This window comes from Rhodococcus sp. SGAir0479 (genome assembly GCF_005484805.1).
Taxonomy (GTDB): Bacteria; Actinomycetota; Actinomycetes; order Mycobacteriales; family Mycobacteriaceae; genus Prescottella.
On record NZ_CP039432.1, the window covers coordinates 428239 to 451681 of the forward strand.

Consider the following 23443-nt stretch of genomic DNA (forward strand, 5'->3'; position numbering starts at 1 on the left):
GTGCAACGATAATCGCACTACTCCACCCAATCGGGTGCGGGGCGGTTAGCCTGCACGTGTACCTTACGCGCGGGGTGGAGGGCGGGCATCGTGGATCTGGAGGCGATAGCCGAGATCAGTCGGCTCAAGTACCGGTACGTCCGTGCGCTCGACACGAAGTCGTGGGTGGATTTCGCGGACACACTGCTGCCGGACGCCACGGCCACCTACGCCGAGCACCTGCGGTTCGACTCCCGGGACGCGTTCGTGTCGTTCCTGCAGGACACGCTCGGGCCCCACGTCATCACCGAGCACCACTGCGGGCACCCCGAGATCGACGTGGACGGCGACACCGCCACGGGAATCTGGTACCTCTCCGACACCGTCGTCGTGCCGGCGGACCGGATGATGATGCACGGCGCGGCGTTCTACCAGGACCGCTATGTGCGCGACGCCACGGGACGGTGGCGGATCGCGCACACCGCGTACGAGCGGACCTACGAGTCGGTGTACTCGTTGGCCGACGTGCCCAGCTTCCGGCTCACCTCCAACCGGTGGGCGCTGATCGGGTCCCCGCAGCACGGTGTGCCCGGGGTGGCCCCGTGACGGACGGCTGTCCGGCGAGGCGCAACAGTGGCCGATAGGGTCGGTCGGTGACCGTTCCGCCCCGTGCCGAGTACCCCGACACCCGAGCGTGGATCCGTGCCGTTCCGGGTGCGAGGACGGCGACGCCGGCGAGTGGCCTGCCGATGCCCGGGGAGCCCGGCCTGCCGCCGGATCCCGTCACGTTGTTCGTGTCGTGGCTCGGGGAGGCGGTCGCGAGCGGCGTCGTCGAACCGCAGGTCGCAACCCTCTCGACGGTCGACGCAGCCGGGGAACCCGACGCTCGCACACTTCTGCTCAAGGACGTCACCGAGCACGGGTGGTGGTTCTCGAGCGATCTTCGTTCGCCCAAGGCGCGTCAGCTCGAGGCGCACCCCGGTGCCGCGCTCACGTTCTACTGGCGCGAACAGGGCCGCCAGATCCGGGTGCGCGGCGTCGCCGAACGCGGCGGCGCCGACGTCAGCGCCCGCGACTTCCGCGACCGCTCGGTGACCGCCCGCGCGGTCGCCGCCGCGAGCCGGCAGAGCGAGATCCTCACCGACGTCGACGAATACGACGGGGCCGTCCGGGCGGCGACAGCGGAGGTGGAGGGCGACCGATCGTTCGTTTCGGCAACCTGGCAGGCTTGGTGTCTGGTTCCGGCGACAGTCGAGTTCTGGCATGCAGATCCGGGCCGACGGCACCTGCGTGTCCGCTACCGGCGCCGCCCTCCCTCGGAGGCGGCCGCCTGGTGCATCGACGCGTTGTGGCCGTGAACAGTTCGACAGGAAGGAGTCGCGGTGGCGTCGTTCATCGAGACCCATGTGCACGGAAACGTCGCAGAGATCGTGCTCGATCGCCCGAGGGCGCTCAATGCCTTGGACGGCAGCATGATTCGCGACATGTATGCTGCGTTGGAGAAGTGGCGCGAAGACGACGCCGTCGTGGCGGTGCTGGTGACCAGCTCATCGGACCGGGCCTTCTGCGCCGGCGGTGACATCAAGTCGGTGCGGCAGTCCGCCCTCGACCGTGACCACAACGCGGTCCACGGCTTCTTCGCGGCCGAGTACAAACTCAACGCGCTCATCGCCAACTACCCCAAGCCGTACGTCGCCCTGATCGACGGTCACGCGATGGGCGGCGGACTGGGCATCTCGGTGCACGGCACCGTACGGGTGGTGACGGAGAATGCCGTGCTGGCGATGCCGGAGACGGCGATCGGCTTCTTCCCCGACGTGGGTGCCAGCTACTTCCTGCCCCGGCTGACGGGAGCGACGGGGATGTACCTGGGGCTCACGGGCGCCCGGGCGTCCGCCGCCGACGCCGTCGCCTGCGGGCTGGCCACCCACTTCGTCCCGAGCGACAAGCTCGACGCTCTCGCCGGGGACATCCGGTCCATGAGCGGGGACGACCTCGACGCGGTGCTCGCGCGCCACACCACCACGGCGCCCGCCTCCGAACTGGAGGAGCGCCGCGGCGAGATCGACCGGGTCTTCGGTACCGGCACCGTCACCGACATGGTCGAGCGGCTCACCGCGGACGACGAATGGTCGAAGCAGACCCGCGAGGCCCTCACGACGCTGGCCCCCAGCAGCCTGTGGATCACCGCCGAGCTGATTCGGCGGGGCGCCGACCTGACGCTCGAGCAGTGCCTCGACCTGGAACTGGTCCTCGGCGCCGAGGTCACCCGCAATGCCGACTTCATCGAGGGGGTGCGGGCCGTTCTCGTCGACAAGGACCGCAGCCCGTCGTGGAATCCGCCGGCGATCGACGACATCGACTCCGAGGCGATCGAGGCACTGTTCACCGAGATCACCGCGGATGTCGTGGAATCCCAGGCCTCACACAGCCGCTGACCCCGCGGCCGGGCACCGCCGAGCAGCTCTCGCTCCGCTCGGCGGTGCCCCGTGGGACCGCGGCTCGCGCCTAGTACCGCGGCTCGCGCAGCGGCGAGTCGGTGGCCCGTCGGGTCAGCGCCACGCCCAGCGCGATCATGACGACCCCGAGCACGAGGTGCAGCCAGTTGTCCGCGGTGTTGAGGGGGACGAAATTGGCGTCCGAGTCCTTGTCGATCACCAGCCCGTAGAGCCACAACACCAGGTAGACGATGCCGCCGATGATCAGGTACCACCTGGCACTGGCCACGGCGCGGGCCGCTGCGATGCCCACGACACCGAACAGGAGATGGACGATGTTGTGGAGCACGGACACCTCGAAGATGCCGAGAAGCTTCGCGCCCGATTCGTGTCCGGCCCACTCGAGCATGTCGTAGTCGGTCGTGATGCCGGGAATGAATCCGAGTATTCCGACGAGAAGGAACACCGCGCCGACGACCAGTGCCGCGAGCTGCACTGGCGTCCTCGGGCGGGTGAACATGCCTGAACTGTTCGTCATGGGTACACCTTCCGTGCTGAAGGGTCCGAGCCTGGCACCGACGGATACCCCGAACGCCACCCCGGAAAACGCCCGGCGGACAACCTCTTGCGAAATGTCCGTTCCCGCCGACGCGGTCGCGACCGGCACTTCCCGTCTCAGCGGGATCCGCGTAGCGTCGAGAGCGCGGCCCGGTCGACGAATGTCACGTGATACGCACACCAGCCGGGTCGCTCCGACAACGGCGTCTCGCCGATCGCGTTGTGCGCCCTGAGGTTCGGCGCGATTCCACCGGTTACCGGAGGTGTTGCCTCGCCCACGCGGCCAGCCATCCGGCCTCCATCGCCGCGTCCAGCAGGTAGGTCTTCCGGATTCGTCCGCTCGGCGCGTAGGCGAGGTCGACGGCGAGCAGTGTGACCGCCGTGGAGATTCCGACATTACGGGCGCCTCGGGGTCCGGACGGAGTGTCGTCGGCGAGGAGCTGCACCACACCGTTCCCGGTGAGGAGACCGGCGACGGTGTACTGCAGCCAGCGATCGTACTTGGCGCCGAAGACGGCCTCGAAGCTCCTCCGATGTATCAGGGGCCACAGGCCGCCCACCACGTTGAAGATGCCCTGTGCGCGCGAGAGCACTGCCTTCGGCCGACTCGATCCGGGATGTCGTCATGTGTCGTCGACTACCCGGATACGAGTGGGCCGAATCGTGCGGAGCGGTCCCGTCCGAGGCGGCACGGGGCACGCCCTGTGCCCCGTGTTCCCCTGCGACAGAAGGAGAACGGGCACGGACGCCCATCCGCGCGGGCTACTCGGCGTGGCCGAGTCGCAGCACCTCCGCCAGCTCCCGCAACGCCGGCAGCGGATCGCCCGCCATGGGGAGGACCTGGATCGCGACGTGGTCGGCGCCGGCATCCAGGTGTGCGGTGAGCCGGTTCGCGATCGTCTCGACGTCCCCGTGCGCCACCAGCGCGTCGATGACGCGGTCGCTGCCCCCGTTGTCGAGTTCTGCGGTGGGGAAGCCGAGGCGTTCGAGGTTGCGCCGATAGTTGCGCAGGTGCAGGTACGGGTTCTCGACCGCCTCACGGCCGGTCGCCCGGGCGGACTCGGCATCGGTGCTCAGCACCACCTTCTGCTCGGGCGCGAGGAGTGCGTCCGGACCGATCACCTCGCGCGCCTGCCGTGTGTGCTCGGGCGTCGTCAGATAGGGGTGCGCGCCGGCGGAGCGGGCAGCCGCGAGTTCGAGCACCTTGGGACCGAGTGCGGCCAGAACCCGCCGCTCGCGCGGAACGCCCGCGTCGTCGAGGACGTCGAGATAGCGGACGAGGGCGTCGTACGGCTTCTCGGCGCCCATACCGGGCACCTCCGGGTGCCCCACACCGATGCCGAGGACGAAGCGTCCGGGATGCCGGGACTCGATCCGGTGGTACGACTTCGCGATCTCGTCGGCGGGCGCGGAGAAGATGTTGACGATGCCGGTCGCGACGGTGATCTGCTCGGTGCCTGCGATAAGGTCCTCGACCACCTGGAGATCCGCGGGCGGCGAACCACCCGCCCAGATCGCACCGAAACCGAGCCGTTCGATCTCGGCGCCCACCTCGGGCTGCAGCCCGAGCGCGTGCCGCCAGACGCCGAATCGTCCGTACGTGGGGGTATCCGCCGTGTCGTGTGTGACCTGTGCCATGCCCGGTGCAACCGGACCGGTCGGTGGATCATTCCACGGGTGCGGCGACGACCTCCCCCGCGGCGCGGCGCTGGATCCGCAGCCACACCGTGAATCCCCACAGTACGAAGCCGGCGTAGACGAGGTAGAGCAGCGCCGACGGGTAGTAGCCGCCGGTGAACAGCAGGGGCACGCCGACGGCGTCGACACCGATCCAGATGAGCCAGAACTCGGTCCACCCGCGGGCCATGCCGTACGTCGCCAGGATCGACCCGGTGAAGATCCACGCGTCGGGCCACGGCCCCCACGAGCCGAGCATCTCGAAGACCTTCGCGAACACGACCGTGCCGATCGCCATCGTCGCGAGCATCCCGATGCGCGCGCGGGACGTCGCCCAGTGGGGGAGTACCGCGTCGCCGGAGTCGTGCCGCGACTGCAGCCAGCGGGTCCAGCCGTACGCGCTCACCGTGATGAACAGCAGCTGGCGTCCGGCCTGGCCGTACAGATCGAGATTCTGCGGAGTGTGGAACAGCGCGCCCATGAACACCGTGAAGAGCAGGGCGTTGCCGATGATTCCCACCGGCCACGCCCACACCACGCGGCGCATCCCGCCCACCGCCGACGCGATGCCGAAGGCGTTGCCGATGATCTCGCGCCACAGGATCGTGGCGCCGCCGATGTGGAGTTCGGCGTCGAACAGTGTCTGCAGAAGACTCACTGATCGCCTGCGGCGACGAGCGGCTCGAGTGTGAGCTCCGGCATCTCCTTCTGGATGTACTGCAGCCGCCACTTGTCGCTGAACAGCGCCAGCAGGACGCCGTCGGTGCGGGTGAACACCTCGACGCCGCGCTGGCGGCCCAGCTCGACGGCGGACTGCGCGTCCGTGCGCCGGGCGAGCGCGTAGCCGAGCGGTTCCATCCGCGCCTCGACGTTGAACTCGGCCTTCATCCGCGCCGCCACCACCTCGAACTGCATGGGGCCCACGGCCGCCATGACCGGCGAGGCGTCGCCGCGGACGTCGTTGCGCAGGATCTGCACGACACCCTCGGATTCGAGCTGGTCGACGGCGCGGCGGAACTGCTTGTACTTGCTCGCGCTCTCGGCGCGCAGCACCGAGAAGTGCTCCGGCGCGAACGACGGGATCGGCGGAAACTCGACCTTCTTGTCGGTGTAGAGCGTGTGGCCGGGGGCGAGGGCGTTGGCGTTGACCAGGCCGACGATGTCGCCCGGGTAGGCGTTCTCCACGGTGTTGCGGTCGCGGCCGAACACCGTCAGCGCGTACTTGGTGGCGAACGGCTTACCGGTCTGCGCGTGCGTGACGACCATGCCGCGCTCGAACACGCCGGAGACCACGCGCATGAACGCCAGCCGGTCCCGGTGGGCGGTGTCCATGCCCGCCTGCACCTTGAAGACCACGGCGCTGAAGGGGTCGGTGACCTCCCGCGGCTTGTCGGTCACGTCCTTGCGGGGTCCCGGCGCGGGCGCGAGGGCGACCAGCGTGTCGAGGATCTGGCGGACGCCGAAGTTGAGCATCGCGGACGCGAAGATCACCGGCGACGTCTGGCCGGCCAGGAACATCTCCTGGTCGTGGTCCTGACCGGTGGCGGAGAGCAGTTCGCTCTCCTCGGCCGCGGTCTCCCACTCGGAGCCCTCGCGGGCGAGGGCGTCGTCCGGTGTCAGCCGCTCCTCGGGCGCGATCTTCGCGCCGCCCGCGGTCCGGGTGAAACGGATGTACTCGCTCGGGGCGCCGTCCTCCCCGCGTCGGAGCAAACCGCGGAAGTCGCCCGCGATGCCCACGGGCCAGTACAGCGGCGTCGGGGTGAGGCCGATACGTTCGTCGATCTCGTCGAGCAGCTCCAGCGGCTCGCGACCGGGCCGGTCCCACTTGTTGATCACCGTGATCACCGGGATGCCGCGGTGGCGGCACACCTGGAACAGCTTGAGGGTCTGCGGCTCGAGGCCCTTTGCGGCGTCGATGAGCATTACCGCGGCGTCCACGGCCGTGAGGACGCGGTAGGTGTCCTCCGAGAAGTCCGAGTGACCCGGGGTGTCGACGAGGTTGACGACGTTGATCTGGTCCTCGGGGGTTTCCTCCGAGTGGTAGTTGAACTGCAGCGCCGTCGACGACACCGAGATGCCGCGCGCCTTCTCCATCTCCATCCAGTCCGAGACCGTGGACTTGCGGCCGGCCTTGCCGTGCACGGCGCCCGCCTCGGAGATCATCCTCGCGTGCAGCGCGAGGGCCTCGGTGAGCGTCGACTTACCGGCGTCGGGGTGCGAGATGACCGCGAACGTGCGGCGTCGGCCCGCCTCGGCCGCCAAATTCTTGGGCGCGGCGGCACCGGCGTTTCCGGAGGAGCTGGGGTCACCGGGGGAGGTCGCCTTCTCGGCGGTGGTGATCTCGGCCGAGTCGGGCGTGCTGGTCAACGGTGAACCTCTCAGATTCGGAATCGGGGCCGCTACCAGCGTACTCGGGCCCTGTACTGGGGTAACAGCTCGGCACCGCTTACGGATATCGGTTCCGGAGATGCACCGCGCAGTCGTAGGGTCCGGACTGGACCCGCAGGAGCCTGCAGGGAGCTGTCCATGAGCAAGTTCACCGACGAGATGTACGCGACGGCCGCGAGCAGTTCGCAGGCCCTCGTCACGGGTGAACCGGACGCCCCCCGTCGACAGAGCTGGGGCGAGGTGCACGCGATCGCCCGGCGGATGGCCGGAGCGCTGGCGGCCTCCGGGATCGGCCCCGGTGACGCGATCGGGGTGCTGGCGGGGATGCCGGCCGACATCGCGCCCGCGTGCCAAGCGGTCTGGATGCGCGGAGGGTCGGTGACGATGCTGCACCAGCCCACCCCACGCAGCGACCTGGTGGTCTGGGCGCAGGACACCGAGACGATCATCCGGATGATCGCGGCGAAGGCCGTGATCGTCGGGGACCCGTTCGGCGCGGCGGTGCCGCTGCTGCGGGAGCGCGGCATCGACGTCGTCACGATCGAAGCGATGCACACCGGCGACGACATCGCCCCGGTCGAGACGGCCGAAACCGACATCGCGCTGCAGCAGCTCACGTCCGGGTCCACCGGCTCGCCCAAAGCCGTGCAGCTCACGCACGGCAACTTCTATGCCAACGCGTACGCGATGATCGACCGGGTCAAGGTCGACGTCGAGCACGATGTGATGATCAGCTGGCTGCCGCTGTTCCACGACATGGGGATGATCGGGTTCCTCACGGTCCCCATGCAGGTGGGCGCCACCACCGTCCACATCACGCCGCTGGACTTCCTGCAATCGCCGCTACTGTGGGTCGAGTTGATGGCCAAATACCATGGAACCATCACCGCGGCACCCAATTTCGCGTACTCGCTGCTCTCGCGCCGGCTCGCGCAGGCACGGTCGGGGGAGTACGACCTGTCGTCGATGCGCTGTCTGCTCAACGGGGCCGAACCGGTCGACCCCGACACCATGGTCGCGCTCGCGGACGCGGGCGCCTGGTTCGGGCTCGACCCGCTCGCGCTCGCCCCGACGTACGGCATGGCGGAGGTGACCCTCGCGGTGTCGGTGCCCGAACCGGGACAGGGTCTGGTGCTCGACCGGGTCGATCCGGACCTGCTCGAGGCCGGTGGGCTCGCGGTCCGGTCCACCCGGTCCAACGCCCGTGCCCTCGCGACGCTCGGGCCGCTGGTGCCGGGGATCGAGGGCCGGGTGGTCGCGCGCGACGGACTCGAGTTGCCGCGCCGCGCCGTCGGCGTGATCCAGTTGCGCGGAAAGTCCGTCACGCCCGGGTATCTCACGGTCGACGGTCCCGTCCCGGCGCAGGACGAGAACGGCTGGCTCGACACCGGCGACATCGGCTACTTCACCGACGACGATCTCGTCGTGGTGTGCGGCCGCGTCAAGGACGTCATCATCATGGGCGGACGCAACATCTATCCCACCGACATCGAACGCGCCGCCGGATCGGTCGCCGGCGTGCGCCCCGGCAACGCCGCGGCGATCCGCCTCGACGCGGGCGACAAGCGGGAGAGTTTCGCGGTCGCGGTGGAGACCAACGCAATCGACGACCCCGACGAGGTCCGGCGGATCGAACACGAGGTGGCGCACGCCGTCGTGGCGGAGGTGGGGGTGCGCCCGCGCACGGTCGCCGTCCTGGGTCCCGGATCGCTGCCCAAGACCTCCTCCGGCAAGCTGCGGCGGTCGAGTTCTCTCGGGCTGCTGTGACATCGGCGCGTCGTCGGTGACGACGCCGCGGACGGTTGTCGCGCGGCGTGTGGCGTTGTCGCAGAACGATTCCGTACGGAGAAGGCCTGCGACAGCGACAGAAGGCTCGCGGCAGCACCGACGACGCCGAGACCCCTCGGACGTCACCGCACCATCAGCACCGCATCCCCGGCGGGCACGAGCTCGCCGATCACCGGCGCCCCGGGGATCTCGCCGGCGACGAGCAGGCCGCCCGACGTCTGGGCGTCGGCGAGCAGCAGCAGCTCGTCCTCGCTCACGGAGGCGTCCAAATGCGGGCGGACCCAGTCGAGGTTGCGCCGGGTGCCGCCGCTGACGAAGCCGTCGGCGAGGGCGTCGCGGGCGCCGTCCAGGTACTCGACCGCGGCGGCATCGACGACGGCGGACACCCCGCTGGCGCGGGCCAGCTTGAACAGGTGCCCCAGCAGACCGAAGCCGGTCACGTCCGTCGCGCACGTGATCCCGGCCGCGACGGCGTCGCGGGAGGCCCGGTCGTTGAGCGTGGTCATCGCCGAGATCGCCTGCGGGAACACCTCTCCGGTGTTCTTGTGGCGGCTGTTGAGGACACCGATGCCCAGCGGCTTGGTCAGCGACAGCGGGATGCCGGCGCGTCCGGCGTCGTTGCGCATCAGGCGAGCGGGGTCGGCGGTTCCGGTCACCGCCATGCCGTACTTGGGTTCGGGGTCGTCGACGCTGTGCCCGCCGGCCACGTGGCAGCCCGCGGCGGCGGCGACGTCGCGGCCGCCGCGCAGCACCTCCGCGGCCACCTCGTAGGGCAGTCGGTCGATCGGCCACCCCAGCAGGTTGATCGCCACCACCGGAGTGCCGCCCATCGCGTAGACGTCGGACAGGGCGTTGGCCGCGGCGATGCGCCCCCAGTCGTACGGGTCGTCGACGACGGGCGTGAAGAAGTCCGCCGTGCTGATCACCGCGAGGTCGCCCCGCACCTGCACGACGGCCGCGTCGTCACCGTTGTCGAGTCCCACGATCAGCGGGGCCGCGGGGTCGGCGACGGGGGCCGCGACCAGACCGGCCACCACCGACTCGAGCGCTCCCGGCGGAATCTTGCAGGCGCATCCGCCGCCGTGCGCGTAGGAGGTCAGTCTGTCGGTGTGTTGTGCGGAACCCATGGAGGCAGCCTAAGGTCTTTCAGCGGAGGCGTATGGGCACCTGGTGGTCTCCGCGGTCTTCAAAACCGACGTGGCCGAGTATCTCGGTCAGGCGGGTTCGATTCCCGTCCGCCTCCGCCAAAGCCATGAGAAGTGAGGTACCGCGATAGCCGAGCAGCAGACCCGCGAGGCCGATCCGCGCCGGCGCGTCCCGTCCACCGACGCGGTGCTCCGGGACGAGCGGTTGCGCGAGGCGATCGACACGGTGGGCCGCGAGACCGTCAAGGCGGGGGTCCGCGCCGCCCAGCAGCAAGTGCGGCAAGGGCTGCTGGCACCGGGGGACGTCGTCGACGTCGTGCTCGGCGGCCTGCCCGCCACGCCGGTGACGCTGACTCCCGTGCTCAACGCCACCGGGGTGCTGCTGCACACCAACCTCGGCCGGGCGCCGCTGTCGGCGGCCGCGGTCCGAGCACTCGAACTGGCTGCCGGCACCAACGATGTCGAGCTGGACCTGGTGTCCGGGCAGCGCGGCAAGCGCGGGCGCGGCGCGTTGGACGCCCTGCGGTCGGCGGTGCCCGACGCCGAGGACGTCCACATCGTCAACAACGGCGCGGCGGCGCTGGCGCTGGCGGCCACGGCTCTCGGCGGCGAGCGCCGCAACATCGTCATCGCGCGCGGCGAGATGGTGGAGATCGGAGACGGGTTCCGGCTCCCGGACCTGCTGGAATCGACCGGCGCGCGACTGCGTGAGGTGGGTACCACCAACCGGGTGCACCTCGACGACTACGTGCGCGCGATCGACGCGGAGACGGCGTTCGTCCTGAAGGTGCATCCCTCGAACTTCCGAATCACCGGCTTCACGTCGAGCGTGGCGGTCCACGACCTCGCGGGCCTCGACTGCCCGCTCGTGGTGGACATCGGCTCGGGACTGCTCGCGCGCCACCCGGTGTTGCCCGACGAGCCGGACATGGCCTCGACGCTGCGGGCCGGCGCCGACCTCGTGACCGCGAGCGGTGACAAGCTCCTCGGTGGACCCCAGGCGGGGGTGATCGGCGGACGCGCGGAACTGGTGCACCGGCTGCGACGCCACCCGCTCGCGCGTGCGATGCGCGTGGACAAGCTGACGCTGGCCGCGTTCGAGGCGACCCTGCGTGGTCCGCAAACGCCCACCGCCGCAGCTCTTTCCGCGGATGTCGCGGAGCTGCGACGGCGAGCCGAGACGATGGCGGACCGCCTGCGTACGTCCGGCGTCGACGCGGTGGCGGCCGCCTCGGCGGCCACGGTCGGTGGCGGCGGAGCGCCCGGGGTGGACCTGCCGAGCGCCGCGGTGAGTCTGCCCGTGGCGTACGCGGATCTGCTGCGCGCGGGCCGTCCGGCCGTGCTCGGCCGGGTGCTCGACGGCCGGTGCCTGCTGGATCTGCGAACCGTCCGCCCGTCCGCGGACGACGACCTGTATCGGGCGATCCTGGCGGCGCGGTGATGTTCGTCGTCGCGACCGCCGGGCACGTCGATCACGGCAAATCCACGCTGATCCGTGCGCTCACCGGCGAGGAACCGGACCGCTGGGCCGAGGAACGCCGCCGTGGTCTCACGATCGATCTGGGTTTCGCGTCCACGACGCTCCCGAACGGCCGGACCGTCGCCTTCGTCGACGTGCCGGGGCACCGACGGTTCGTGCCGAACATGCTGGCGGGCGTCGGGCCGGTGCCCGCGGTGATGTTCGTGGTCGCGGCCGACGACGGCTGGATGCCGCAGTCCCAGGAGCACCTGGACGCGCTCGCCGCGTTGGGCGTCCGGCACGGGGTGCTCGTGATCACCCGCAGCGACCTGCTCGACCCCGAGCCGGCGGCCGAGGAAGCGCGGGCGGCGCTGGCCGGAACGTCGCTCGCGCACATCCCGACGGTCGCGGTCTCCGCCGTCACCGGCTCCGGGATGGACGAATTGCGTTCGGCGCTGGAACGACTCGGGAACGAGCTCCCCCCGGCGGACGTCGACGCGGACGTACGGCTGTGGGTCGACCGCTCGTTCACCATCGGCGGGGCGGGCACCGTGGTGACCGGCACCCTGGGCGCCGGCACCGTGCGGACCGGCGACACGCTGCGCGTGGGCGTGAACGGGCCGCGCGTGGTGGTGCGGGGCCTGCAGTCGCTCGGTCGGGACCGCGCGGAGGTGCCGGCGCCGGCCCGAGTGGCGGTGAACCTGCGCGGCGTCGCCAACTCCGACATCGCACGCGGCGATGCGCTGCTCACCCCCGACCGGTGGTACCAGACCGCCACGGTGGACGTGCGGCTGACGGCACCCGGAACGCTGCGGGAACACGTCGTCGTGCACTGCGGGTCCGCTGCGGTCGGCGCCCGCGTCCGACCGCTCACCGACGCGTTCGCCCGGTTGTCGCTCGAGCAGCCGCTGCCGCTGCGGATCGGCGACCGGCTGATCCTGCGCGATCCGGACGCCGGGCTCATCCCGTCGGGTGCGGTGGTCCTCGATCCCGCTCCGCCCGAACTTCGCCGGCGCGGCGATGCCCGTCGGCGCGCCGAGGTCCTGGCCGCGGCGACCCCCGACGTCGGCTCGGAGTTGCACCGACGCGGTTTTGCGCGGGCCCGCGATCTGCGGGCGTGGGGTGTGACCGGTGTTCCCGACACGGCGGGCCCCGGCGACTGGCTGCTCGACCCCGACACGGCACGCTCGGCGGCGGAGAGACTGGGGAAGCTGGTCGACGAGCACGCTCGCACGCATCCGCTCGCGCCCGGACTGCCCGGCGAGGCGGCGCGCCGAGCGCTCGCGCTGCCCGACCCGCAGCTGCTGGCCGCGGTGCTCGAGCACGCCGGCGCCCTCACGGTGGACGACGGCCGGATCGTGCGACGCGACGCCGAGGCCGGGCTTCCGGAGCCCGTCGCGCAGGCGGCCGCCCGACTGCAGCAGCGGTGGGAGGACGAGCCCTTCGTCGCCCCCAGCGCGGGCGACCTCGCCGAACTGGGGCTCGGGCACCGCGAACTCGCGGCGTGTGCGCGGGCAGGACTGGTCACTCCCCTCGGCGGGGGTGTCTGGCTCGGGTCCGGAGCGGTGGACGCCGCCGTCGAGGCGCTCCGGGAGCTACCGGAACCTTTCACGCCCAGCGAAGCCCGGACTCGTCTGGGAACCTCGCGTCGGGTGATCATGCCGCTGCTCGAGCTCCTCGCCCGCGAGGGGCGTACCCGCCGGGCGGGCGAGGACGGTCACGTCGTGGCGTGAGCGTGAGCGGCGCGCCGTTCGCGCTGCGGCACCACCGTGTACCGAGGATCGCGTGCCGAGGCCTGCCCGGCGTGGAAGACGGCGAAGCGCGTGCACGCCGATCCCGCTGTCAGCGCCAGTCCCGACAGCGCCGTCACCGCGCGGCTGCGTCGGCCGAGCAACGCTCCCACCGCGCCGCCCGCGGTGAGGGCGGTCGCCGCGGAGTGCAGACGACCCGCGGTCCCGGTCCGCAGCGGTTCAGCGGTGATGCCCATGCTCCGTTCCATGATCTGCGACGCAGCCAGTTCGAGCGCCGCGCCCCCGACGGCGAGGCGTCGGGCCGGCCCGGACTCGGCGAGCGGTGCCGTCAGCAGGCCCGCCCCGCCCGCGGCCGCGGCCGCGCTGCCGACGAACACGAACGGCAACTCGCGCTTGGCCTCGTGCCAGCTGGGCGTCGCGGTGTCGGTGAGCAACACGGCGGTGTACGACGCCACCGCGGGCGCGGTGACCGCCGCCAGGATCCCGGCGGGACGGGTCGCGAACGTCAGCAGCCGACCCAGCGGGCCCTGCCGGATGGGGCGGGGGAGCAGGTCCGCGAACTCGCCGACCGCGGCCAGGCCGTTGAACGGGCCGTACAGCGACAGGATCCACGTGCCGATGCTCATCGGGGACGTCGGCTTGGCGACGCGGAGCATGTGATGGAACCGGGCCGGGCGGCCCAGGTCGTGAATCAGCGCGTACATGCTCGCCACGATGGCGCCGAGGGCGATCACCCGGGCGGAACGCCGTTGGTGCGGGCGCCCGGTCAGATCCGCCCCGGCGGCCAGCAGCGACGAACCGCCGGCCAGCCCGCCGAGGAAGAGGTAGGCGGGAATGTCCGCCTGCCACGGCGACGCCTTCACGATGGGGCGGCCGTAGTAGCTCTCGAACTTGGCGTCGGGCACCATCGCCTGCTCGCCGCGCCCGCGCCGTCCGCGGCGACGTGTCCGGGTACGGTCGGTCATCGGTGTCCCTTTCGACGGCCGGCGAACGCGACGACCGCGCCGCCGAGCAGCGTGGCAGCCGCGAGCGCGGCCTGCCGCCACATCCCGGGCAGGTCCCGCGTGGTCACCACCGGGTCCGGCGGCAACCCGTACACCTCCGGCTCGTCCAGCAGCAGGAAGAACGCGCCGGTGCCGCCGACGCCGTCGCCCTCGTCGCGCCCGTACAGCTGGGCGGTCGACTCGCCCGCGTCCTGCAGTTGCGCAAGCCGGCGGTCGGCGCGCTCGCGCAACTCGTCCAGATCGCCGAACTGGATCGAATCCGTGGGACACGCCTTCGCGCACGCCGGTTCCATCCCGCCCGAGAGCCGGTCGTAACAGAGCGTGCACTTCTGTGCCAGGCCCACGGCCGGGTCCCCGGTGGGGCCGTCGCGGCGGTCGATCACGCCGTACGGGCAGGCGGGGATGCAATAGCCGCAGCCGTTGCAGATGTCGTTCTGCACCACGACGGTGCCGAACTCGGTCCGGAACAGCGCGCCGGTGGGACACACGTCCAGGCATGCCGCGTGCGTGCAGTGCTTGCACACGTCCGACTCCATGAGCCAGCGGAAGTCCGTGCGTTCGGTGACGTCGGAGTCGGCGCCGGGCAACGACGTTCCCGGCATTCCCAGATCGACGGTCTCCCGCCGTCGCTCGGGCGGTACCGGCTGTTCCACGAAGGCCACGTGCCGCCAGGTCGAGGCGCCCAGCGCCCCGGTGTTGTCGTACGACATCCCGGTCAGCTCGAGTCCGTCCTCGGGGACGGCGTTCCACTCCTTGCACGCGACCTCGCAGGCCTTGCACCCGATGCACACGCTGGTGTCGGTGAAGAAACCCTTGCGGCTCGGCGGGTCGGTGTACCCCGCTTCCCGCGCGGGGTCGCCCGGGCCGAAGAACGCTCGACCCAGTTTCGACAGATTGTCCGACACGGTTACAGCTCCGTTCCTGTCTCGGGTGTCACGCCGGCGCGGCGCCGGTATTCGGCCACGTACTCCAGCAGTGCGGGACCCCGGGGCCGACGGCCCGGCTGGATGTCGCAGCTGGTGGCCTTGGTGGACGGGATGGACACGTTGGGGTCCAGCGCCTGTGGCAGCAACTCGTTGGCACCGTCGCCGACGCTGATGCCGTTCCGTCCCCAGTGGTACGGCAAACCGATCTGGTGGAGCCGTCGACCGTCGACCACCAGCGGCTGCATCCGCTGGGTGACCAGGACGCGAGCCTCGATCGCCGTGCGAGCCGTGACGATCGTCGCCCACCCGCCGTTCTCGAGACCGCGCTCGGCCGCCAGCTCGGGGCTCACCTCGCAGAAGAACTCCGGCTGCAGTTCCGACAGGTACGGCAGCGTGCGGCTCATCCCGCCCGCCGTGTGGTGCTCGGTGAGGCGGTACGTGGTGAACATGTACGGGAACACCTCACTGCCCGCCGCACCGTGAGCAGGGTTGTAGCGGTTGAACTTTCCCGGATGCGGCATCCGAGCAGGATTGGACTGCTGCGGATAGAGCGGATTCGGCAGCGGCGACTCCGGTGGCTCGTAGTGCGTCGGCATCGGACCGTCCAGCAGGCCCACCGGCGCGTACAACCACGCCCGGCCGTCGTTCTGCATGATGAACGGCTCGGTGCCGTTGATCGCATCCTCCGCCGTCGCCCCTTCCGGCGCCCGGTACGTCGGCGGCTTGTCGGCCTCGAAGTCCGGGACGTCGTGGCCCGTCCAGCGGCCGGCGCCGTCGTTCGCGTCCGGATCCCACCACACGAACGCCTTGCGTTCGCTCCACGGCTTACCGTCGGGATCCGCCGAGGCGCGGTTGTAGAGCACGCGCCGGTTCGCCGGCCATGCCCAACCCCAGTCCGGCGCCACCGGGCCCTGCTCGTGCCGGCTCCGGCGACGATCGGCCTGATTGACGCCGTCGCCGTACACCCCGCAGTAGATCCAGCACCCGCAGCGGGTCGATCCGTCGTCGCGCAACTGGGTGTACATCGACAGCGGCTGACCGTCGGGGCCCGTGCCGTTGATCTCGGCCAGGACCGCGACCGCGTCGGGCTCGTCGGTGCCGGGCTCCATCGGGTAGTCCCACACGAGATCGAGCAGCGGCCGATCACGCTCGTCGGTCGAGTCCGCGACCTTCTCCTTGAGGATGCGACCGAGGTGGAAGTAGAACCACAGGTCGCTGCGGGCGTCACCCGGCGGATCGAGCGCCTTGCGGTGCCACTGGAGCAGCCGCTGGGTGTTGGTGAAGCTGCCCTGCTTCTCGGCGTGGTTGGCGGCGGGGAAGAAGAAGATCTCGGTACCGATGTCCTCGGTCCGCATCTCGCCGGTCTCGATCTCCGGCCCGTCCTTCCAGAACGTCGCGCTCTCGATCATCGCGAGGTCGCGCACCACCAGCCAGTCGAGATTCGCCAGGCCCGCCCGCTGCATGCGGGCATTGGCCGTACCCACGGCGGGATTCTCGCCGACCAGGAAGTAGCCGCCCCCGCCCTCGTTGATCTGCCGTTCGATGGTGTCCGTCGAATCGTGCGTGCCGGTCAGGCGCGGCAGGTAGTCGAAGCAGAAGTCGTTCTCTTCCGTGGCCGCGTCGCCCCACCACGACTTGAGCAGGCTCACCGTGTACGCGCGCATGTTGCCCCAGAAGCCCTTCGCGCCGGCGTTTTCGCCGACGAAGGAGTCCAGGTCGATGTGCTTGTGCGCGTGCGGCATCGGGATGTACCCGGGCAGCAGGTTGTACAGCGTCGGGATGTCCGTCGACCCCTGGATGCTCGCGTGCCCGCGCAGCGCCATGATTCCGCCGCCGGGTCGGCCGATGTTGCCGAGCAGGAGCTGGAGGATCGACGCCGTGCGGATGTACTGCACGCCGACGGTGTGCTGGGTCCAGCCCACCGCGTAGCAGAACGCCGACGTCCGGTCGCGGCCCGAGTTCTCGGTCAGCGCCCGGGCAACCTCGAGGAAGCTCTCGCGCGGAACACCGCACGCCTGCTCGACCATCTCGGGCGTGTACCGCTCGAAATGCCGCTTGAGCACCTGGAACACGCATCGCGGGTCCCGCAGCGAGTCGTCCCGCTGCGGCACCTCGTCCGCGCTTCCGGTGAGCGCTCCGCCGCTGCCCGACGCCTCGGTCTCCCCGGACTCGGCATCACGCGCACCGGCCGCGGGGGACTGCGACCCACCGTCCCGGTACTGCCAGCTGCTGGTGTCGTACTCCCGGCCCTCGACGTCGAACCCGGAGAACAGGCCCGCCAGATCCTCGGTGTCCCGGAAGTCGTCGGAGACGATCATCGGCGCGTTCGTGTACGCCACGACGTAGTCGTGGAAGTACGCGTCGTGGGCCAACACGTAGTTGATGAGCCCACCCAGGAACGCGATGTCCGAGCCCGCGCGGACCGGGACGTGCAGGTCCGCGACCGCGCTGGTGCGGGTGAACCGCGGATCCACGTGAATGACCTTGGCGCCCCGCAGCTTCGCTTCCATCACCCACTGGAAACCGACGGGGTGGCACTCCGCCATGTTGGACCCCTGGATGACGATGCAGTCCGCGTTGACGAGGTCCTGCTGGTAGTTCGTGGCACCACCACGGCCGAACGAGGTTCCCAGACCGGGAACTGTGGAGGAGTGTCAAATACGGGCCTGGTTCTCCACCTCGATCGCGCCGAGCGCGGTGTAGAGCTTTTTCATGAGGTAGTTCTCTTCGTTGTCCAGCGTCGCGCCGCCGAGGCTCGCGACACCGGACGTGCGCCGCACCCGTCGGCCCTCGTCGTCTTCCCACTGCCAGAACTGATCTCGCGACTCGAGCACCCGGTCGGCGACCATCTCCATGGCCGTGTCCAGGTCGATTTCTTCCCACTCGGTCGCGTACGGGCGACGGTGCAGCACGGTGGTGACCCGGTCGGGGTTCGTCACGAGCTGCTTGCTGGCCGAGCCCTTGGGGCACAGGCGCCCGCGCGAGATGGGGCTGTCCGGATCGCCCTCGATCTGCACGACCTTCTCGTCGCGGACGTAGATCTTCTGCCCGCAGCCGACGGCGCAGTACGGGCACACGCTCTTGACGACCCGATCGGCAGATTCGGTGCGGGGGGTGATCTCGAGCGAGCGGCGGGACTGGGCGGCCGCACCACGACCGAGCGGATCGGTCCCGGTGATCTGCTGCCACACCGGCCACCGCTGCGCGAAGTCACGAATACTCATCGGCTGCTCCCTGTCCGCTCCGTCGATCGAGTGGTCTCACCCATGCAACGTCACCCGGCGGGGATTCGCAACCGATGCGCAGGTCGGCCGTCAGTGCAGCCGGTTCTGCGCCGCCTCGAGGCCGAGTTGCAGCACGAGCTCGACGGCGTCGGCCGCCTCCTCGCACACCAGATCCAGTTCCTTGCGTTCGACCGTGGAGAACGGCTTGAGCACGAAGTCGGCGGGGTCCTGCCGGCCCGGAGGGCGGCCGATACCCACGCGGGTGCGGACGTAGTCCTTGGTGCCGAGCGACTGCGAGATCGAACGCAGGCCGTTGTGACCACCCTCACCGCCACCCTGCTTGAGCCGGATGGTGCCGAAGTCCAGATCGAGTTCGTCGTGGACGACGACGATGTTCTCCGGCTTCACGGAGAAGAACCGGGCCAGCCCGGACACCGCGCCGCCCGAGAGGTTCATGTACGACCGCGGCTTCGCCAGGATCACCTGACGGCCGACCAGCCGGGTCTGCACGATCTCGGCGCCGCTGCGCTTGTGCGCGCTGAACTTTCCGCCCACCCGCCCGGCGAGCACGTCGGCCACCATGAAGCCGATGTTGTGGCGGGTCTTCTCGTACTGCGGCCCCGGGTTGCCGAGGCCGACGACCACTGCGGTGCCGGTCGCGTCACTCACTGCCGGTGTGTCCTTTCCATACGACAGCGGCGCGCCGAACCCGAACGGGATCGACGCGCCGCCGCACGACGTCTCAGCGTGGAGCTGATCAGGCCTCGGCTTCGGCCTCGGTCTCCTCGGCAGAAGGCGCAACCTGGGCCTCGACGACGTTCACGAGCAGCAGCTCGGCGTCGTCGGCCAGCTTCGCGCCCTTGGGCAGCGCCACCGCGCCGGCCAGGAACTGGGTGCCGACGGCTGCGCCCTCGACCGAGATCTCGACCGACTCGGGGATGTTGAGAGCCTCGACCTCGAGCTTGATCGTGGTGACCTCTTCGGTGACCAGCGCGCCGGGAGCTGCGGCACCGGTGACGACGATCGGGACCTCGACGGCGACCGTCTCGCCCTTCTGGACGATGAGCAGGTCGGCGTGCTCGATGTTCCGGCGGATCGGGTGGACGACGACCGACTTGGTCAGCGCCAGCTGGCCCTTGCCGTCGATGTCCAGGTTGACGACGGCGTTGGTGCCGTGCGCGCGGAGGATGGCGGCGAAGTCGCGAGCCGGGAGGTTCAGGTGCTGCGGCTCGGTGCCGTGGCCGTACAGGACGGCGGGGACCTGGCCATCGCGACGTGCGCGGCGGGCGGCACCCTTGCCGAACTCGGTGCGGACTGCGGCTACGAGGCGATTCTCGTCAGACATGTGAAACGGCTCCTACAACTCACGTGAGATATTCGTTGACAGTCGTTCGTCGCGGCGAGGGGCGGACGGACACGAACGGCCGGAGCGCATGCTCTATCGAAGCCGTAGTCGCGTCGATCACGGTGACTGCGCGGTGCTCGCAATCGCCCTCGCCGAGACAACTTGATAGACCTTACCGGACGCCGACGCGGAAGTGAATCGGGCCCGGTCGACGCGTGGCGGCGTCGACCGGGCCCGAAGTCGGAGCGCGCAGCCCCGGCGCGGCGCCGTCAGCTCTTGGCGGCGCTGATGCCGGCACGCCGGCCGAAGAAGCTGCCGTCGCCCAGCGACGTGCCGGACGCGTAGCCACCCGCACACACGCCGGAGGTGCAGCGGCCGGCCGCGAACAGACCGGGGATCGGCTCGCCCGAGACGTGCAGGACCTCGGAGTCGACGCTGGTGCGCAGTCCGCCGAGCGTGAAGCCGCCGGTCATGCCGCGCAGGTCGATCGCGGCCACCGGCGAGCCGATCGGCTTGACCCACTCGGTCTTCTTGCCGAACAGCGGATCCTCGCCGTTCTCGGCGTGCCGGTTGTAGACGTCGACGGTGGCCTGCAGGGCGCCCGCGGGCAGACCCATCTCGGCCTCGAGCTCCTCGACGGTCTCGGCCACCCACTTCGGCTGGTGACGCAGCTGCGGGCTCGACGTCGGGCGGGTCATGCCCTCCTCGTACGCGGCCTCGTCGATGACGAGGAAGCACTCGTTGTGGTTCTCGTACAGCGTCGCCTGGCCGACCCGGCCCGGGTACGTGTCCTCGTTGATGTACCGCTGACCGCGGCCGTTGACCAGGATGCCGCGGATGAACAGCTGCGGATCGCAGAAGAACGCGACCTCCGCGGCGTCCATGTGCGCGAGGTCGGCGCCCAGCGCCTGCGCCATGCGGATCGAGCGGCCGTCGTGCTCCTCGATCGAGGCGGCGGGGCGGTTCACCATCTTGGGTGCGTACGACTCGAGCATCTGGTTGTTGTAGGCGAAGCTTCCGGTCGCCAGCACCACGCCCGTGCGGGCGCGCACCGTGACGTCCTTGCCGTACTGCTTGGCGGTCACGCCGACCACGCGGCCGTCGGCGTCGACGATCAGGGCCTGCACCCGCATGTCGTACTCGGCCTTGACGCCCAGTTCGGCGGCCTTGTCGGTGAGCGGCTTCATGAGCATGTAGCCGCCGCCCTTCTCGGAGCTGACGTGCTTGTCCTCCATCTGCGGGACGTGGCCGCGCGGGGCCGGGGGGATGGTGGCGTTGAACGGCGCCGCGTTCTCCCCGCCCGTGTACTGGAGGCCGTCGTCTCCCGGCGGCTCCCAGCCGGGCTCGCCCCAGAAGCTCATCTTGAACGGGACGCCGCACTCGTCGACCAGCCAGTGGTAGTGGTCGACGCTGCCCTCGCAGTAGGCGTCGATCTTCGCGTCGTCGGTGCCCGGACCCAGCGCGGCCTTCATGAAGGCCTTCATGTTGTCGACGGTGTCCTCGAACCCGCACGCCTTCTGCAGCGGGGTCCCGCCGCCCATGTAGATGAAGCCGCCGGCCATCGCGGCGGCCCCGCCCCAGCCACCCGTACGCTCGAGCACGAGGACGTCGGCACCGGCCTGCGCGGCGCCGACCGCCGCGGCCGCACCGGCGACACCGAAACCGGCGACGACGACGTCGGCCTCATAGGTCCAATCGGTGATCTGATCGGCAGGAACAGGGCGAATGGGGGTGGCCTCGGCCATATGGTCGTCCTCTCACGATTACGCGAACAAGTGTGTGACACAGATCATCTACACGCGCTGTGAGAGTCGGGGCACACAGTTCCCGCCCAGCGGGAACCGAGATCGTGAATCGCGGGTGGGCCGTGCGGTGCGCCGGGGCGCACCGCACGGTCGGACCGGTGGTCGGCTACCCCGTCGTGTCGCCGCCATCGTCGTTGCCGCCGTCGTCGTCCCCGCCGGCATCCGTCCCGCCGTCGCCGTCGCCGTCGGTTCCGCCGGTGTCGGTTCCATCGTCCGTCCCGTCGTCACCGCCGTTCTCGTCCGGGTTCCCCTCGTTGGCTGTCCCGTCGTCCTCGGGCTTCTCCTCCGCCGGCGGCGGAGGTGCCTGCTCCTCGCCGCCCGGGGCCGGTGCGGGAGCGGGGGCAGGAGCCGCGGGCGCCTGGCCGCCGCCTCCGGTGCCACCGCCGCCACCGCCGGTGCCCGAGGAGGCGCCGAAGTTCGCGCCGCCTCCCGTCCCGCCGCCGGACGGCGCCGAATCGTCTCCCGCGTCGGCGGGGGTGCTGGGCGGTGCGGTGGTCGTGGAGCTCGGCGCGGTCGTCGTCGCCGACGGTGTGGTGCTGGTGGTCTCGGAGACCGTGTCGTCGTCATTGCATCCGGCCAGCAGGAGCCCTGCCGCGAGGATGCCCGCCCCCATGACGGCAGCCTTGGTACGTCGCATTGCTCGATTCCTCCCCATTCATGACATGCCGGTTGGTCGGTACATGCCGGACAAATGGGTACCAGTGGCGTCGAAGGTGATATGTGAGCTTTGCGAAAGAGTTGTCCGAATCGTTACCGGAGGGGCGGGTGGTGCATTCAGTGCAGTTTCGCCACGGCATCGAGGAATCGGTCGATGTCGGTGTCGGAGACGAAGTAGTGCGGTGACGCCCGCACCACCGCGTCGAGTCCGCGCCCGGTCATGTCCAGCAGGGTGGACGAGCGACCGCTCACCGTCACCGTGATCTGCTTGTCCGCCAAGGCTTCTCGGACGTCGGCGGCGTCGATGCCGTCGACCGTGAAGGTGACGATGCCGCACCTCTGCTTGCCGAGGTCGTGGACGCCGACCCCCGGCAGGGTGCTCAGTCCGGCGCGGACGACTTCCGCCCGAGTCGCGACAGCGTTTGCCGCGTAATCGATTCCGATGCCCAATAGGTAGTCGACGGCGGCGCCCAGGCCGAGCCGGGCTGCCACGTCGCACTCCCACAGTTCGAACCGGGTCGCATCCGGTGCGGCCCGATACGCGTCCGGGGCGGTCCACTCGGCACCGTGCAGATCCAGGGCCGACGGCTCCAGGGAGCTCGCGAGTTCCGAACGCACGTAGAGAAATCCGGTTCCGCGCGGACCGCGCAGCCACTTCCGGCCCGTCGCCGACAGGGCGTCGACGCCGAGCGCCGCGACGTCGATCGGCACCTGGCCCGTCGACTGGCACGCGTCCAGCAGGACCAGGGCGCCGTGCCGGTGCGCGGCGTCGACCACCTCCCGCACGGGATTCACCAGGCCGCCGTTGGTGGGGACGTGGACGAGCGAGACGAGTCGTACGCGGTCGTCGAGCATCCGGTCGAGGGCCTCGAGATCGATGGACCCGCTCGGGTCGCTGGGGACGGCCTCGACGGTCGCACCCGTCGCCGCGGCGCGGCGCAGCGCGGTGATCGCGTTGCTGGCGTACTCCACCTGGGAGATGAGGATCCGATCGCCGGGCTCGAAGCGGAGTGCGGTGACGAATTCGCTCCAGGCCCGGGTGGCGCTGTCGAGGAGCGCGATCTCCGACGGCGTGGCGCCGATCAGCCGCGCGAGCGATTCCCGGACGGCGGCCAGGTCGTCGGCACGCTCGGCCGCGGCGACGTATCCGCCCACTTCCGCCTCGCGTCGCAGATGTCCGATCACGGTGGCGAGCACGGGTTGTGGTGGCAGAGAAGACCCCGCACTGTCGAGAAACACCCGTTCGAGGCAGCCCGGGGTGTCGTGGCGGAGCCGTTCCAGATCGAGCATCGACAAATC

At 70.4% G+C, this 23443-nt stretch carries 20 protein-coding genes and 1 tRNA gene; 7 read left to right on the plus strand and 14 right to left on the minus strand.

What is annotated here, in order from left to right:
• Positions 1-90 precede the first annotated feature (90 nt).
• The 3 genes from E7742_RS02060 to E7742_RS02070 are packed head-to-tail and all read left to right on the plus strand — an operon-like array spanning position 91 to position 2417.
• Positions 91-585 carry a nuclear transport factor 2 family protein gene (locus E7742_RS02060; RefSeq protein ID WP_137797406.1) on the plus strand — a complete coding sequence of 165 codons (495 nt, stop codon included), beginning with the start codon at positions 91-93 and terminating at the stop codon, positions 583-585.
• A gap of 47 nt (positions 586-632) precedes the next feature.
• A complete protein-coding gene (locus E7742_RS02065; RefSeq protein WP_137797407.1) occupies positions 633-1337 on the plus strand; it encodes a pyridoxine/pyridoxamine 5'-phosphate oxidase in 705 nt (234 codons plus the stop codon).
• 24 nt (positions 1338-1361) lie between these two features.
• The gene (locus E7742_RS02070; RefSeq protein WP_137797408.1) at positions 1362-2417 is read left to right on the plus strand and encodes an enoyl-CoA hydratase/isomerase family protein; all 1056 of its coding nucleotides are present in this window, start codon (positions 1362-1364) and stop codon (positions 2415-2417) included.
• Between the two features lie 70 nt (positions 2418-2487).
• Here E7742_RS02070 and E7742_RS02075 read toward each other — a convergent pair whose 3' ends face one another.
• The 5 genes from E7742_RS02075 to E7742_RS02095 form a co-directional block, all read right to left on the minus strand.
• Complete coding sequence (locus tag E7742_RS02075) at positions 2488-2955, minus strand: DUF4383 domain-containing protein (protein WP_217497519.1); 468 nt, start codon at positions 2953-2955, stop codon at positions 2488-2490.
• 274 nt (positions 2956-3229) lie between these two features.
• Positions 3230-3568: a hypothetical protein gene (locus E7742_RS02080; protein WP_137797409.1), complete on the minus strand. Its 339-nt coding sequence runs from the start codon at positions 3566-3568 to the stop codon at positions 3230-3232.
• A 169-nt stretch (positions 3569-3737) separates the two neighbouring features.
• Complete coding sequence (locus E7742_RS02085) at positions 3738-4613, minus strand: LLM class F420-dependent oxidoreductase (RefSeq protein WP_137797410.1); 876 nt, start codon at positions 4611-4613, stop codon at positions 3738-3740.
• 28 nt (positions 4614-4641) lie between these two features.
• Complete coding sequence (gene pnuC / locus E7742_RS02090) at positions 4642-5310, minus strand: nicotinamide riboside transporter PnuC (RefSeq protein ID WP_137797411.1); 669 nt, start codon at positions 5308-5310, stop codon at positions 4642-4644.
• The gene (locus E7742_RS02095; protein WP_441346903.1) at positions 5307-6914 is read right to left on the minus strand and encodes a peptide chain release factor 3; all 1608 of its coding nucleotides are present in this window, start codon (positions 6912-6914) and stop codon (positions 5307-5309) included. Before E7742_RS02095 ends, pnuC begins: the two co-directional genes overlap by 4 nt.
• Before the next feature lie 264 nt (positions 6915-7178).
• Here E7742_RS02095 and E7742_RS02100 point away from each other — a divergent pair, with 264 nt between their 5' ends.
• Positions 7179-8807 carry a fatty acyl-AMP ligase gene (locus tag E7742_RS02100; protein ID WP_137797413.1) on the plus strand — a complete coding sequence of 543 codons (1629 nt, stop codon included), beginning with the start codon at positions 7179-7181 and terminating at the stop codon, positions 8805-8807.
• 143 nt (positions 8808-8950) lie between these two features.
• Here E7742_RS02100 and selD read toward each other — a convergent pair whose 3' ends face one another.
• Positions 8951-9955, minus strand: a complete 1005-nt coding sequence (gene selD / locus E7742_RS02105) for a selenide, water dikinase SelD (RefSeq protein ID WP_137797414.1) — start codon at positions 9953-9955, stop codon at positions 8951-8953.
• A 24-nt stretch (positions 9956-9979) separates the two neighbouring features.
• Between selD and E7742_RS02110 the strand changes: the two genes are divergently transcribed.
• The 3 genes from E7742_RS02110 (at position 9980) to selB (ending at position 13165) form a co-directional block, all read left to right on the plus strand.
• Positions 9980-10075: transfer RNA gene (locus E7742_RS02110), tRNA-Sec, on the plus strand.
• Between the two features lie 85 nt (positions 10076-10160).
• Positions 10161-11414: an L-seryl-tRNA(Sec) selenium transferase gene (selA, locus tag E7742_RS02115; RefSeq protein ID WP_254699135.1), complete on the plus strand. Its 1254-nt coding sequence runs from the start codon at positions 10161-10163 to the stop codon at positions 11412-11414.
• The gene (selB, locus tag E7742_RS02120) at positions 11414-13165 is read left to right on the plus strand and encodes a selenocysteine-specific translation elongation factor (protein ID WP_175420384.1); all 1752 of its coding nucleotides are present in this window, start codon (positions 11414-11416) and stop codon (positions 13163-13165) included. Before selA ends, selB begins: the two co-directional genes overlap by 1 nt.
• Here the strand turns inward: selB and nrfD are convergent.
• The 8 genes from nrfD to E7742_RS02165 all read right to left on the minus strand — a co-directional run bounded on the left by nrfD (position 13150) and on the right by E7742_RS02165 (position 23434).
• A complete protein-coding gene (nrfD, locus tag E7742_RS02125) occupies positions 13150-14148 on the minus strand; it encodes an NrfD/PsrC family molybdoenzyme membrane anchor subunit (protein WP_137797417.1) in 999 nt (332 codons plus the stop codon). The two genes, selB and nrfD, sit on opposite strands and share 16 nt — an antisense overlap.
• Positions 14145-15092, minus strand: coding sequence for a 4Fe-4S dicluster domain-containing protein (locus tag E7742_RS02130; protein ID WP_137797418.1), 948 nt, complete (start codon positions 15090-15092; stop codon positions 14145-14147). Before E7742_RS02130 ends, nrfD begins: the two co-directional genes overlap by 4 nt.
• 2 nt (positions 15093-15094) lie before the next feature.
• Positions 15095-18337: a formate dehydrogenase gene (gene fdh, locus E7742_RS02135; protein ID WP_175420385.1), complete on the minus strand. Its 3243-nt coding sequence runs from the start codon at positions 18335-18337 to the stop codon at positions 15095-15097.
• 90 nt (positions 18338-18427) lie between these two features.
• The gene (gene pth / locus E7742_RS02145; RefSeq protein WP_137797421.1) at positions 18428-19006 is read right to left on the minus strand and encodes an aminoacyl-tRNA hydrolase; all 579 of its coding nucleotides are present in this window, start codon (positions 19004-19006) and stop codon (positions 18428-18430) included.
• A gap of 88 nt (positions 19007-19094) precedes the next feature.
• Positions 19095-19682 carry a 50S ribosomal protein L25/general stress protein Ctc gene (locus E7742_RS02150; RefSeq protein WP_137797422.1) on the minus strand — a complete coding sequence of 196 codons (588 nt, stop codon included), beginning with the start codon at positions 19680-19682 and terminating at the stop codon, positions 19095-19097.
• A gap of 269 nt (positions 19683-19951) precedes the next feature.
• Complete coding sequence (locus tag E7742_RS02155) at positions 19952-21427, minus strand: FAD-dependent oxidoreductase (RefSeq protein WP_137797423.1); 1476 nt, start codon at positions 21425-21427, stop codon at positions 19952-19954.
• Between the two features lie 166 nt (positions 21428-21593).
• Entirely contained in the window at positions 21594-22124 is a 531-nt protein-coding gene (locus E7742_RS02160) for a hypothetical protein (RefSeq protein ID WP_137797424.1), read from the minus strand.
• Between the two features lie 137 nt (positions 22125-22261).
• A complete protein-coding gene (locus E7742_RS02165) occupies positions 22262-23434 on the minus strand; it encodes an aminotransferase class V-fold PLP-dependent enzyme (RefSeq protein WP_137797425.1) in 1173 nt (390 codons plus the stop codon).
• Positions 23435-23443: the final 9 nt, after the last annotated feature.

Bases quoted from the DNA above. Each gene is read 5' to 3' on its own strand.
- selB (WP_175420384.1), top strand. From the start codon at position 11,414: ATGTTCGTCGTCGCGACCGCCGGGCACGTCGATCACGGCAAATCCACG.
- nrfD (WP_137797417.1), bottom strand. From the start codon at position 14,148: ATGACCGACCGTACCCGGACACGTCGCCGCGGACGGCGCGGGCGCGGC.
- E7742_RS02085 (WP_137797410.1), bottom strand. From the start codon at position 4,613: ATGGCACAGGTCACACACGACACGGCGGATACCCCCACGTACGGACGA.
- E7742_RS02160 (WP_137797424.1), bottom strand. From the start codon at position 22,124: ATGCGACGTACCAAGGCTGCCGTCATGGGGGCGGGCATCCTCGCGGCA.
- E7742_RS02165 (WP_137797425.1), bottom strand. From the start codon at position 23,434: ATGCTCGATCTGGAACGGCTCCGCCACGACACCCCGGGCTGCCTCGAA.
- E7742_RS02155 (WP_137797423.1), bottom strand. From the start codon at position 21,427: ATGGCCGAGGCCACCCCCATTCGCCCTGTTCCTGCCGATCAGATCACC.
- E7742_RS02150 (WP_137797422.1), bottom strand. From the start codon at position 19,682: ATGTCTGACGAGAATCGCCTCGTAGCCGCAGTCCGCACCGAGTTCGGC.
- E7742_RS02075 (WP_217497519.1), bottom strand. From the start codon at position 2,955: ATGACGAACAGTTCAGGCATGTTCACCCGCCCGAGGACGCCAGTGCAG.
- E7742_RS02100 (WP_137797413.1), top strand. From the start codon at position 7,179: ATGAGCAAGTTCACCGACGAGATGTACGCGACGGCCGCGAGCAGTTCG.
- selD (WP_137797414.1), bottom strand. From the start codon at position 9,955: ATGGGTTCCGCACAACACACCGACAGACTGACCTCCTACGCGCACGGC.